This is a genomic window from Heyndrickxia sp. MSNUG (genome assembly GCF_049532715.1).
Classification (GTDB): Bacteria; Bacillota; Bacilli; order Bacillales; family Cytobacillaceae; genus Mesobacillus.
On record NZ_CP150978.1, the window covers coordinates 362,017 to 375,479 of the forward strand.

The 13,463-nt window shown below is 40.8% G+C and carries 13 protein-coding genes; 11 read left to right on the forward strand and 2 right to left on the reverse strand.

The window, feature by feature from the left end; all coding sequences use genetic code 11:
• Positions 1–20: 20 nt before the first annotated feature.
• A complete protein-coding gene (locus AABM38_RS01845; RefSeq protein ID WP_423408857.1) occupies positions 21–887 on the reverse strand; it encodes an aminoglycoside 6-adenylyltransferase in 867 nt (288 codons plus the stop codon).
• 288 nt (positions 888–1,175) lie between these two features.
• Between AABM38_RS01845 and AABM38_RS01850 the strand changes: the two genes are divergently transcribed.
• The 9 genes from AABM38_RS01850 (at position 1,176) to AABM38_RS01890 (ending at position 10,469) form a co-directional block, all read left to right on the forward strand.
• Entirely contained in the window at positions 1,176–2,117 is a 942-nt protein-coding gene (locus tag AABM38_RS01850; protein ID WP_423408858.1) for a diacylglycerol kinase, read from the forward strand.
• A gap of 896 nt (positions 2,118–3,013) precedes the next feature.
• The gene (locus AABM38_RS01855; RefSeq protein WP_423408859.1) at positions 3,014–3,565 is read left to right on the forward strand and encodes a cysteine hydrolase family protein; all 552 of its coding nucleotides are present in this window, start codon (positions 3,014–3,016) and stop codon (positions 3,563–3,565) included.
• Between the two features lie 45 nt (positions 3,566–3,610).
• Complete coding sequence (locus AABM38_RS01860; protein WP_423408860.1) at positions 3,611–5,086, forward strand: nicotinate phosphoribosyltransferase; 1,476 nt, start codon at positions 3,611–3,613, stop codon at positions 5,084–5,086.
• A gap of 269 nt (positions 5,087–5,355) precedes the next feature.
• Positions 5,356–6,441, forward strand: a complete 1,086-nt coding sequence (locus tag AABM38_RS01865; protein WP_423408861.1) for an ATP-binding protein — start codon at positions 5,356–5,358, stop codon at positions 6,439–6,441.
• Positions 6,442–6,552: 111 nt separating this feature from the next.
• Positions 6,553–6,933, forward strand: coding sequence for a VOC family protein (locus AABM38_RS01870; protein ID WP_423408862.1), 381 nt, complete (start codon positions 6,553–6,555; stop codon positions 6,931–6,933).
• Positions 6,934–7,570: 637 nt separating this feature from the next.
• Positions 7,571–8,392: a cupin domain-containing protein gene (locus tag AABM38_RS01875; protein ID WP_423408863.1), complete on the forward strand. Its 822-nt coding sequence runs from the start codon at positions 7,571–7,573 to the stop codon at positions 8,390–8,392.
• 313 nt (positions 8,393–8,705) lie between these two features.
• The gene (locus tag AABM38_RS01880; RefSeq protein ID WP_423408864.1) at positions 8,706–8,849 is read left to right on the forward strand and encodes a hypothetical protein; all 144 of its coding nucleotides are present in this window, start codon (positions 8,706–8,708) and stop codon (positions 8,847–8,849) included.
• A 19-nt stretch (positions 8,850–8,868) separates the two neighbouring features.
• Positions 8,869–9,126 (forward strand): hypothetical protein, encoded by a 258-nt coding sequence (locus AABM38_RS01885; protein ID WP_423408865.1) that lies wholly within the window; start codon positions 8,869–8,871, stop codon positions 9,124–9,126.
• Between the two features lie 692 nt (positions 9,127–9,818).
• On the forward strand, positions 9,819–10,469 hold the full coding sequence (locus tag AABM38_RS01890) for a pyridoxamine 5'-phosphate oxidase family protein (RefSeq protein ID WP_423408866.1): 651 nt from the start codon (positions 9,819–9,821) through the stop codon (positions 10,467–10,469).
• Between the two features lie 120 nt (positions 10,470–10,589).
• Here AABM38_RS01890 and AABM38_RS01895 read toward each other — a convergent pair whose 3' ends face one another.
• Positions 10,590–11,129, reverse strand: coding sequence for an MEDS domain-containing protein (locus AABM38_RS01895; RefSeq protein WP_423408867.1), 540 nt, complete (start codon positions 11,127–11,129; stop codon positions 10,590–10,592).
• Between the two features lie 450 nt (positions 11,130–11,579).
• Between AABM38_RS01895 and AABM38_RS01900 the strand changes: the two genes are divergently transcribed.
• Positions 11,580–12,533 (forward strand): ABC transporter permease subunit, encoded by a 954-nt coding sequence (locus tag AABM38_RS01900; RefSeq protein ID WP_423408868.1) that lies wholly within the window; start codon positions 11,580–11,582, stop codon positions 12,531–12,533.
• Positions 12,526–13,416 carry an ABC transporter permease subunit gene (locus tag AABM38_RS01905; RefSeq protein WP_423408869.1) on the forward strand — a complete coding sequence of 297 codons (891 nt, stop codon included), beginning with the start codon at positions 12,526–12,528 and terminating at the stop codon, positions 13,414–13,416. The genes AABM38_RS01900 and AABM38_RS01905 overlap by 8 nt, the downstream gene beginning before the upstream one ends.
• The last annotated feature ends 47 nt before the right edge of the window (positions 13,417–13,463 follow it).

Sequence of the window (13,463 nt, forward strand, 5' to 3'; positions counted from 1 at the left end):
CAAAGACCAGCTAATGTTCGTTATTTTACAGTGAGAATAGAATTCTCGTATAAGTGAATGAAGCTGCTTGCCGAAGCATCTGCCTTTTCGGGATATGGATAACGAAGTGCAGTGCCTGTTTCAGCCGCCAGCAGCCTGAAGATATCCACCGTTTCCTTTAAGGCTTGAAGCATGTCGTTTCTATCATACTTCGCAAAAATCCTCGAGAATGAGCTTACCAGACGTGGGTCGGCCCAATTTTCAATAAATCGCCCATTATGCCATGGTGATTGATCCATTACGGCAATTGCGTGCCACTCGGCCATTGTCCTGAGTAAATACTTTAGGTTGCTGTCCAAGCATTCCTTCGCTACCCAAAGTTCGCCGCGCAGCATCTTTTTGCTCACCCATACAACGTGATACCAAAAATCCTGAACGAGTTGATCATATTGCTCTTTAGACGGCACCGCGCGAGCTAGCGAAAGATCATCGGAAACTTTTATCCCACTCGTAACGTCTGTTTTATCGAATAGCAATTGGTATCCATTTTTAAATACCTGCTGCACTTCTTTCACTTGAAGCATGCCTGAAAAATGCTCAGGTGTCAGGATGACAAAATCAACATCTAAGTGGGGGCTGAACATAACGCGCCTTTCCATCCCATTTCCAACCGCTGTTTTTTCCAGAAAGGTAATAGAATAAGGATGGATTTGATTCAGCCAGCTTTCCGAGTAGATGAACTGTTCTGGTTTGTCTGTCAAAAAGATAATATCAAGATCGGACCATTGGTCAGCAGGTGCATCTGTCCTCGCTCTCGATCCAATGATCAATGCAGCTTGAATGTCTTTCTCCGCTTTTGCCCATGCTGTAAAGCGGGCAGTGATGTCGTCAAACGTAATAATATTCATAAAGGTAGCTCCTCAACTTTTAATAGGTTGATGGGTATTTCCAATTTATGTAACTAATCTCTTTGTATTGTAAAAAAGAATATGTATGAATGGAAGAGTTTTTCGAAAAATAGAATAGTTAACAATATATATTCTTCGTGAAAAAAACGTCTTTCCCTTTGGCAAAAAAACAAAAAGTGGTTTATGATATATCGGTGAAAGATTTTGGGGCAATTGCCTGTCTGTTGAATTTGAGCTATGATGTAAAATGATGGGATTTTAAAAACCATATTAAGTAGGATGATGGGTATGAAAAGAGCAAGAATAATTTATAATCCGACTTCAGGACGTGAAATCTTCAAAAAGAATCTTGCAGAAGTTTTGGAAAAGCTTGAGACTGCAGGATATGAAGCTTCCTGCCATGCGACAACATGTGAAGGCGATGCAATCAAGGCAGCAAGGATAGCTGTTGAGCGCCGTTATGACCTTGTCATCGCAGCTGGAGGAGATGGCACGATCAATGAAGTGGTCAATGGGATTGCTGAACAGGAGTACAGACCAAAGGTGGGAGTCATTCCAGTTGGGACAACCAATGACTTTGCCCGAGCGCTCCATATTCCGCGCGATATCATGGCGGCGGTTGACATCATTATTAAAAACCAAACGATCCCGGTCGATATTGGCAGGATCAATGATAAATATTTTATAAATATTGCAGGCGGCGGCAGGCTGACAGAGCTGACATATGAGGTTCCAAGTAAGCTGAAGACTGTCCTTGGCCAGCTGGCATACTATTTAAAAGGAATGGAGATGCTGCCGTCCATTCGTGCTTCTGAAGTGAGCATTGAGTATGATGGAAAGCTTTTTGAAGGCGAAGCCATGATGTTCCTAGTCGGGCTGACGAACTCCGTCGGCGGTTTTGAAAAACTGGCACCGAATTCTTCGATCAATGACGGTTTGTTCTCGCTGCTGATTTTGAAAAAAACAAACCTTGCCGATTTTATCAAGATTGCCTCACTCGCAGTCCGCGGGGAGCATATCCATGATCCAAACGTGATCTATACACAGGCGAACCGCATCAAGGTTCATGCGAAGGAACACGTCCAGCTGAATCTTGACGGCGAATACGGCGGCAATTTGCCAGCCGAATTTGAAAACCTGTTCAGACACATAGAAGTATTTGTACCTCTGGATGAAATCCGTCCGGAAGACCGACCTGAGAATCTAGATTTGAACTTTAGAGTTGAATAATAATGAGTCGCTCCTTTTTGGGGCGATTTTTTTTGTGATTGGGTAGGTTGTGTCTTGGTTATGGGGTAAATGCCTTGGTGGAAGGATTGGTAAAAGGAAGAGATGAATCGATTGGAACAGACAAGGAGAAAGAACACTGTTGCGGTGTTCAAATAGGGGTCATTGGAGCAATGGGAGGATAAGAAAAAGGTTGTGGTTTGTTCCAATAAGGGTCATAGGAACAATGTTAGGTGAAAAATTGGCTGTAGATTGTCCCAATAAGGGTCATTGGAACAATGTTAGGTGAAAAAACGGCAAAGGGATGTTCCAATAGGGGTTATTGGAACAATGAGAGGTGAAAAATTGGCTGTAGATTGTCCCAATAAGGGTCATAGGAACAATGTTAGGTAAAAAAAACGGCAAAGGGATGTTCCAATAGGGGTTATTGGAACAATGAGAGGTGAAAAAACGGCAAAGGGATGTTCCAATAGGGGCTATTGGAACAATGAGAGATGAAAAAACAGCAAAGGGATGTTCCAATAGGGGTTATTGGAACAATGAGAGGTAAAAAAACGGCATGGGAATGTTCCAATAGGTGTCATTGGAACAATGAGAGATGAAAAAACAGCAAAGGGATGTTCCAATAGGGGTTATTGGAACAATGAGAGGTAAAAAAACGACAAAGGGCTGTTCCAATAATGGTCATTGGAACAATCAAAACTACGTAAGCGGTCCTCAGCTGGTATTAAGCAACTTCATGTGCGAGGGGAGATTTTTATTCTAGGAAAAAAACGAAATATGTCTGTGACAACTGGGTAAATGCATAGGGTAAATGTGTAAAATTTGCCTGTAACACATAAATGGAAGAAAATAAGAGATATCAGGCAAGATAATAATATGAAGGATGTGGATACATAATGGGGAACAAGGCGTTGATCAACATCGACTATACGTATGATTTCGTGGCGGATGACGGGGCTTTGACATGCGGCAAGCCGGGCCAGGACATTGAGGAGAAGCTTGTCGGCGTTACCAGGGAATTCATCCAGAATGGTGACTATGTGGTTTTCGCTATTGATGTCCATGATGAGGGTGATGAGTTCCATCCGGAAACGAAGCTGTATCCGCCTCATAATATCCGCGGCACGAAGGGAAGAGATTTGTACGGCAGCCTTCAAGCGATGTACGAGGAGAATAAGCATCTAGAGCATGTATATTATATCGATAAAACAAGGTATTCAGCCTTTGCCAGGACGGATCTTGAAGTGAAATTGCGAGAGAGAGGCATTACGGAAGTGCATCTTGTCGGCGTTTGTACCGATATTTGTGTCTTGCATACAGCAGTTGATGCTTACAATAAAGGATTTAAGGTTATTGTGTATAAGGAGGCAGTTGCTTCATTTGACCCTGTCGGCCATGAGTGGTCGCTTCGCCATTTCGAAAGCTCGATTGGCGCGGAGGTGAAGTAGCCTATGAAAAGGAACACGGATGGCAGCAAACTTGGAGGTTTTTGGATGAGCACGAAATTTACAGATGACAGCTTGATGCTTCATACAGACTTATATCAAATCAACATGATGGAAACATACTGGCGCGACGGTATGCACAATCGCCGTGCGGTGTTTGATTTATTTTTCCGCAAGCTCCCTTTTGGGAATGGGTACGCTGTTTTTGCCGGACTGGAAAAAATCATCAGTTACATTGAGAACTTCGGATTTACCGAAGATGATATTCAATACTTAAGAGAAGAAGCCAATTACGGAGAGGACTTCCTGGCGTATCTGAAGGATCTTCGGTTTACAGGTTCGATCCGTGCGATGCAGGAGGGCGAAATCGTTTTTGCCAACCAGCCATTAGTCAGAGTTGATGCGCCGCTCGCAGAGGCACAGCTGATTGAAACGGCGTTGTTAAATATCGTGAATTACCAGACACTGATCGCAACGAAAGCATCAAGGATCAAGCAGGTGGTGAAAGACGAAGTTGCGATGGAATTTGGTTCCCGTCGGGCACATGAAATGGATGCGGCACTTTGGGGAACGCGAGCTGCTTACATCGGCGGTTTTGATTCCACGAGCAATGTGCGCGCAGGCAAGCTGTTCGGAATTCCGGTGTCTGGAACGCATGCCCATTCCATGGTCCAGGCGTATAAGGATGATTACACCGCTTTTAAAAAATACGCGGAAACGCATAAGGACTGCGTGTTCCTCGTTGATACGTACGACACATTAAGGTCGGGTGTGCCAAATGCCATCCGTGTCGCAAAGGAATTCGGAGATAAGATCAATTTTATCGGTATCCGACTCGACAGCGGTGACCTCGCTTATCTTTCAAAGGAAGCAAGGCGGATGCTGGATGAAGCAGGCTTTAAAGATGCAAAAATCGTCGCATCGAGCGATCTTGACGAATATACGATCATGAACTTGAAAGCCCAGGGCGCGAAAATCGATACATGGGGTGTGGGCACGAAGCTGATTACGGCCTATGACCAGGCGGCACTTGGTGCGGTTTATAAAATTGTCTCGATTGAGAGGGCGGACGGCACGATGGAGGATACAATCAAGATTTCCTCCAATCCTGAGAAAGTCACGACTCCCGGAATCAAAAAGGTGTACCGGATCATCAATAATTCAAATAACCGTTCAGAGGGAGACTATATTGCTCTTGAGGACGAGAATCCGCAAGAGGAAAAGCGCCTGAAAATGTTCCATCCAGTCCACACCTTCGTCAGCAAATTCGTCACGAATTTCGATGCGCGGGAGCTGCATCATGATATCTTTAAAGAAGGCAAGCTTGTCTACACCCAGCCTAGCCTTGAGGAAGTACGCTCTCATTCCAAGTACTGCCTTGGCGTTCTTTGGGAAGAGTACACACGTATGCTGAATCCCGAAGAATACCCAGTCGACCTCAGCCAGAAATGCTGGGACAACAAAATGCGCAATATAGAAGAAGTACGAGAGAAAGTCATGGAAATGACCGGAGAGAATAAATAAGATGAGAGGCTGCTTTCAATATTATGAAAGCAGCCTTATTGATAATCTCGCAAGTGCGTTAGAAGCATGGGGACGTACCTTCTGCTTCCATAATTATAGCATCTTGCAAAGGACCCCATAATTCTATAATTCTGAACACCAGCTTAAAGAAGCAAAGGATACGTCCCTCTGCTTCAGTCTTTTTTTCTGAGAATGGTCAAACGATAAAGGATTTTGGTAATAAAAAAAGAATTAATAGTATAATAATTTTTTCTGAGGGTGTTTTCCATATGAATGATCAAAGCAATAAGGTGGATTACGAACAGTTCATACCTAGAGAAAGTGGCTTTATATTCAAGTTCGTTAAAAAGGAAGGTCGATTCATTCATACATTTATTGAAGGTAAACTCATTGAAAAAATTGGTTTGAAACCTGAAAGTGTCGTGGGTAAACCATTGTTTGAATTTCTGCCAGCTGAACAGGCAATCCGGAAAGAAGTCTTTTATGAGATCGCCTGGAAGGGAGAAAACATTAACTATGAAGGGTGCGTTGGGGATACGCATTACTTGGCAATTCTTAATCCAATCCGCAGGAATGGGAAAACAGTTGAGGTTATTGGAACGGCCATTGATATTACCAAGGAAAAAGAGAGGGAAAAGCGGATTCAGCAAATGGAGAAGCTCTCTGTAGTAGGTGAACTGGCTGCTGGAATTGCACACGAAATTAGAAACCCCCTGACTTCCCTAAAGGGCTTTGCGAAAATTGTTAAAGAAAGTGTGGATCAGGAAGATTTAGCAGGTTACCTAGATATCATGATGGATGAAATGGATCGAATCAATCAGATTGTCAATGAATTTATGTTCATTGCAAAACCAAATGAGCACGTTCATTTTCAGCCTACAAATATTAATAAACTGCTTCAAAGCTGTATTGTGTTGATGGAGCCACAGGCTAATTTAAAAAGTATAAAAATAGAATCAAACCTGGAATCCGAACTATTTTTAAATTGCGATCAGAATCAAATTAAGCAAGTATTGATCAATCTCCTGCAAAATGCGATTGAAGCAACAGATGATCGGGGCAATCACATAGAAGTGACGTTAAAGGAAGCCTGTGAAAAAAACATCTTAATCCTCATTAAAGATAAGGGCTGCGGTATATCTGAGAAGAGACATAAAAGGTTGTTTGAACCCTTTTATTCTACGAAGGAAAAAGGGACTGGCCTAGGGCTGATCACATGCAAACGAATTATTGACCTTCACCAAGGCAGCATAGATATTAAAAGCAAACAAGGAGAAGGTACGACAATTAAATTATTTTTACCAAGTTATTCTAATGCAGATCATACAGCGGTTCGTCATATGGTAACTAGTTGAGTGATTGAGGAATAAAGGTGTCAAATAGACCTTCGTTTTTAATTTATTTTTAGAATATTATGAACATTTAGGGTGATATACTTTTAAAATCGTGGATAAGGAGTGAAGTTAATGATTAGTAAAGTCGGCCAAATCATGCTTTATGTAAATAACCAGGATGAGGCAGTAAATTTTTGGACGGAAAAAGTAGGATTCAGTGTCATTTCTGAAGAAGATAATGGCCAGGGAATGAGATGGATTGAAATTGCGCCGACAAAGGATGCAGAAACAAGCATCATCCTGCACAATAAGGAATTCGTTGCTAAAATGTCGCCTGGAGTAAATCTTGGTACACCTTCTTTATTGTTTTTCTCAGAAAATCTCGATCAACTGCATAGCGACTTATTAAATAAAAATATCACAGTCGGAGAAATTGTAAATATGCCTTCTGGCAGAGTATTTAACTTTGCAGACGGTGAAGAAAATTACTTTGCAGTGATGGAGAAAAAGTAATGTGAGTACTGAGAAAAATTAGATGGGCTAATAAGGTGCACTGATCCACGAAGGATTAGTGCTCTTTTTTTTATGTAGTGAAGGCAGTTGGAGCATCAATCTATGATTTTTGGTAGTCTTGGAAGGAACAATCCCAATATTACCGAAGCACCATAAGACGCTGTAAAGTCTAGGGGTTTTGGACAAAGTGAATGTTTCATGAATAATAATAGCCAAATTAAAATATATAAAGATTAAAAGTATAACAAATTTTGCTTCCGACTATGTATCTATAAGGTGCTGATTTTTTGTACAGGAATAAAAACTTGAATTTAATCATATTTTTGCTTTTATGCTTACTTATCATTCTTGTTGTTCATGTGATTCTTCATATTAAAATTTATGTAGTATACAGCGCGAGCATAGGTTCTGTGTTCATGATCGGATTAATCATTTTCCTAATTGTATACCTATATTTAAATGGATGAAGCATGGGGACGTATCTGATGCTTCCTTTTTTATAGATGTGAGTCCTAATCAAATATGACGCTGAGCTATACTCTAAGAGAAGCAAAAGGAACGTCCCTCTGCTTCTTTGGGCACATTCCCTTTAAAAGTGCATAGGATAATTTGATAATCTGTGAAGGGATTGAGAAAAATGTACAATAATCCATATATGTATTCATATCCGCAACAATATCAATATCCTTATAATGTGAATGTACCTGTGTATAACTATGGAAGTCAGCCTGTTCAATGGGGTTTTCCCAATGAGTATGCAAACTCTTACCGCTTTCCCACTGGTGACGGCAATATTGTATTAAAAGATTATGGTCCAAACCCATATTCCGTTAATATCAATGAAGCAACGAAGCAAAACAATACGTATCGAACCGCTTTATGGACAGGGAATCATTTGCAAGTTACGTTGATGAGTATCAATGTCGGCGATGATATCGGGCTGGAAATACACCCTGCTGTTGATCAATTTTTACGTATTGAACAAGGCCAGGGAATTGTTCAAATGGGCAAGAGTAAAGATAATCTAACCTATGAAAAAAATGTCGCTGATGATTTTGCCATCATGATCCCTGCAGGAACATGGCATAACGTCAAAAATACAGGCAATATCCCGCTCAAACTTTACTCGATCTATGCCCCGCCTAACCACCCATTTGGCACGGTTCATGTAACCAAAGCAGATGCAGAGGCTGGGCATGGAGGCAACGGGAATGGAAATGGAAATACAGTTGCTTTTGGCAAGACTCCAGACGAATGGGTAAAATACACCGAATTCCTGGTGAACGAAGGATTAGAGGACGTGAAAAGAGGAATAAATGCGTTACACATTCTTCAAGAATTCATTCTAATGGGAGTACTCGTAGGGAAAGGATACACACCTGAAAAAGCATATGAAACAGTAGAAGCATGGGAAAAAACAGGGAAATCCAAACTTCTTCAGCAAAGCAAAAAACTATAAGCATGGGGACAATTCTCCTCTTTATTAGTAGGTAGCATGGGGCGCTTCTCATGCTTCCTTTTTTTATAAGTAAGGAGCAAGGGGACGTATCTTGTGCTTATTTTTAATAGAAGCTTTCACTGGATCACATAAGCTATAAAACTGAGCATTACTCTAAAAGAAGCGAAGTTTACGTCCCTCCTAAATTAGAAAATGGAAAAAGGAGGGATTTGAATATAAAATGGCGAATCGGAATGTTGAGAAGTTTTAAATGGTAGATGTAAAAGGTAATAAGGGCAAATGATGGCCCGATACATAATAAGGAGCTGATCAGATGGTAGATTTTTCAAAAGAACTGAAAAGACTAATGGAGAAGCATCCAGTCCTTACAGCAGTGGGGTTAACATTATGGATTTGGTATGCATCCTACCGTCTGGGAGGTAACGTTGGAGAGTTTATTGCAAATATAATGAACTAAACCCTGGAGTGCATCGTCAATGGAGGGTGAGGAATATCGCCTTTTTATTGAAATGCTTGTTAAGCTAAAGAAACGGGTAGAATCGCTGAACTGCCAGATAGATAGAAGTCGAATTTGTGGAGGTGTGGGCGTGACTAAGTTTATAGATGATTTGGCTGGTGCAATATATGATTTCATAAAATTTATCCTCACCAGCATCAGTTATATTATAGGTGGTATGTTAATCGTTGGCACACTCATGTATCTAATAACATTTTTGTTTATAAGACTTAATTAAATCTAATCCTTTGATAATTGGTGCGTTGATCTATGAAAGATTAAGGCACTTTTTTGTTGGAAATCTTATTGAGATAAGGGCAGGTTAGCTTAAGAAGGAATTACCTGAGAAATATTGAATTTTTAATAAGAAGAAATATTTATATCTAGGAGGGATAAAATGTCCAATAAAAAACCCATTAATGATGCAATGGAGCACATGAGCAATGTCGGAGGATACCCGACTGATGTAGATTTGAAAAAGCTCCAAAACCCTTGAGATATTTTGGATATATCATGATAGGTTTCTTTTCACTATCTATACTCTTTATCATTATTGCTAAGTTTTTGACATAACACTCCCTTACCCGCTGCTATATGCGGGCTTTCTTAATAAACAAACGTTTCATCAAACGATATTATGAGGAGGTTAAAATGGGAGTTATAATAGCAATATTATCTGTATTATTATCCGCAGGAGTCCTCTATTATTTGGGTAAGTCAGGATTTGAATGGGGGAAAAATATTGATGAGGATTAGAAGCATGGGGACGTACCTTATGCTTCCTTTTTTATAGAGGTATTTATCGGATTCGATCATACATGAGGCTTAACTTTACTCTAATAGAAGCGGAGGCTACGTCCCTCTGCTTCTCAAATAAACTTAGGTTTCTAAAGTTTTTACTATACTATAATTATATAGAAAATATTAAAGGTGGTTTTTGAGATTAAGAAGTTTGAAGGTATTGTTTCTACTGCAGAAGAATTTGAATTATTCCGTACCTCTGTTGGAACTCCAAGTGAAAGAGCAGCGAATAAAGTGATTTCATATATCGATGACCATGTCAGAGAATATATTTCAAAGTCTCCTTTTTTGACGATGGCTACTGCAAACTCAGAGGGACAATGTGATGTTTCGCCAAGAGGGGACCAGCCTGGATTTGTGTCTGTGATTGACGAGCAGTACCTGTTCATTCCAGAACGTCCAGGCAATAAGAGAATGGATTCTGCCCAAAACATCATAACCAACCCTAATATCGGACTCATCTTTTTGATTCCCGGGCTGGGAGAGACATTGAGGGTAAACGGAAAAGCGTATATATGCCGGGATCCTGAGCTTCTTGAAATGAGTGCGGTTAATGGAAGAGTGCCGCTATTCGGGATCCTGGTTAAAGTGCAGGAATGCTATGTACACTGCGCAAAAGCGTTAATCCGCTCGTCCATGTGGAAACCGGAATCATGGCCTGAAAAAGCAACCCTGCCATCCGTTCCACAAATGCTGGTCGATCATGCAAAAATACCGAATGTAACATCCGAGGAAGTGGCCAAGTCTTTACAAGAAGGTTATGTGAATAGGCTTTATTAAAGAAGGACGGGGACGTATCTTATGCTTCCATTTTTTCATTGAAGCTTTTCTTGGTTCCTATAATACGATGACGCTGAACATAGCTAAAAGAAGCAAAGGATCCGTCCCTCTGCTTCTTTTTTAGTTCTTCTCATTTATTAGAAGGTTGTGGCAAGTTAGGAGGCCTTCTTTAAACTCCTGACTGACTCTTTCTGAATCGTAGGCACAAACGGAAAGGAGTTTTGTTTCGGTAACTATTTTATCGGCTTCAATTTCTGAATCCAATAAATGTTTACTTACTTCGTGCTCATCCCGCCATTCTATATGAGCCCAGCTTCGGACAACTATATCAAGTTCAGAATTGCCTGTAATAATATTAGGGAGATAGTCAAAAATAGAATTGATTCTAAAGTCTCCCTTTGCATAATAGAAGTCATAATTATTGACGAACGTCACTTTTTCAAGACGTTTTTTATTCACTAACACTGTGAGCTTTTTTTTAATCAATGGAGTAATTCGATCATTTTCTATAATGATACAATGTTCATTCAATTCTAAACCGGAGATGATAAAATCAACAATTTTTGAAACATACTGATCCTGATCATCAAAAAAATACAAAGCATGACCCTTGGTAAGGTTTTGTATTTCATCAATTTCTATTAAATGTGTACTTTCCAACTATGCACCCCATTAAATATAGACATATAACGCCTTGAAATTTAGTATAACATACGCTGAAACCCGGAAGCATGGGGACGTACCTAATGCTTCCATTTTTTATTGAAGGTTTTATTGGTCCCTAATAATACGATGCACGCTGAACAAATAGCTATAGAAGCGATGGGTACGTCCCTCTGCTTCAAATTTTCTATTCCTTGTAATATGAAAAAAATGGTAATATGAATGTATGTCTTAAGTAGGATGGTGGATGGTGATGCGTCCTTCTGTGGTTTTTGGAGATTTTGATTGTATTAGCTATTTTCGATAGGGTTCTTGGACTCGGATTTAAAGGGGTCCATCATGATTTGATATAGAGCGTTTGTAAGGTTTTGAGTTTTAAAGTGTTTGAGAGCTTTCACGCCTTAAAGAGACGAAAAATTATGCATATTCAGCATGGCAGGAGGAAAAATGGTTTATTTGAAAAAAGCAGTCGAGCAATTTTTGTTATGGATTATTTGTGTATTTTTGTTTATAGCGATTTTGTTTTTGCCGAATACGACGAAGTATGAGGTGGGGAAGGGCGGACAATTTGAATCGGCCAGCTATGTTTATGATGTGGACAAGCACATTGCGAATATTAAGGGTTTCTTTCAGTATATAAAAGAAAACCAGGGGTTGGGGGAAATCATACCGGGCCAGTCTTACTCGGAAAAAATATTGCCCAAGGCCTGGAAGAGTTTGCTGCTGATTGTGCCAGCCTTGATTTTGGCTTTTATTTTTGGTGTATTGAAGGGGATCTTTGATTTCCGGATGCAGAAGCGAAGGCTGAACTTTTTGGGGAACGGGACGACGTGGCTGTTCATCTCGATGCCGGATCTCTTTTTCATCATCATCACTCAAATAGGCTTGATGTATCTATATGAAAAAGGGCTGTTTTTCCACGTCGCTTTGTATGGCAGCGATAATCTCGAAACCTATGTTGTTTGTATTCTATTTTTATTGATCTATCCTGTTTTTTACCTTGCGAATATCACCAATGTTAGTCTGCGTGAGCAGGAGGGGAATGACTACATACGAACCGCGAGATCGAAAGGGACCTCTGGCACAAAAATTTTGTTCTTGCATATCTTGAAAAATTCATTGCCCAAAATCCTTGCGCATGCAAATACAATCACACTCTATGTATTATCAAACCTATTTATCGTCGAAAAACTGACGGATTTCAAAGGAGCTGCCAGCGGGCTGTTCCAGGCGGTCTTTAGCGGGACAGGCTTCAACATTGGGCTTGAAATTGGGATGGACGGAGTATCGGCGTTTGGCTACACGATTTTCTTTACATCGATCATTCTTGTTTCGAATCTTGTGGCGCAGATTTTCAGAAGTATCGTTACACCGGCTTCACAGGAGATGAATCATGAATAAATCACTGACAATAGGCTTACTCATACTATCTTTCCTGTTGGTTATCGCCTTTACGGCGCCATACCTTCCGTTTGTTGACACATCTTTAAAAGAGCAAGTGATGAGGCAGAAAGAAGATGGCGGCTATGAACTGCCGCCTTTCGCCCTATCAAAAGAATACCCAATCGGCTCGGATGCGAATGGGGTCGATTTATTGAGCAAGCTGCTGCTGGGGACGAAGGAAACGCTGCTTACCATTCTGGCGATTGCCCTGATCCGGTATATTTTCGCCATACCACTGGCATTGGCGAGCTTTTATTCGCGATTTTTCCATAAAATCCTCATCGTTTGGAATCGGTTGTTTTCATTCATACCGCCCATTTTCTTTATCATTTTAATCGTAGGCACACCGTTTATCGTTTTTTCGGAGAATCGGTACCTGTGGTTCATGATCGTTCTTGCTCTGATTGAGGTAGGCAGGGTGGCGGATATCTTTTATCAAGGAATGCTGGATATCAAGAAAAAACCTTATGTGGAGGCAGGAATTGTCGCCGGCTCTTCAGCGCTGGCGATGCTGCGGAACTACTATTGGCCGCCGTTAAGGCCTTTCTTCATCGTCCAATTTTTTTCGGACCTGGGGAGGATTCTCTTCCTGATCGGGCAGCTCGGAATCGTTGAAATCTTTTTCAGCGTCCAATTCGTTTCGCAATTGAGCGGTGGGTACAAAGCCATGAACACCTCCAACATTTGGCCGACCTATTACCTGGATCTCACCAAGCATATCTGGTCGCACCCATGGCTGCCGATCACAGGCACCATTGCAATAGGCATCACGATCTTCGCATTTTCTCTCACAAGCAATGGCCTGCAGCAATATTTTGATAGAAAATATAAAAGGGTTTAAAACGAAGGAAGCATGGGGACGTATCTTATGCTTCCTTTTTTTAATAG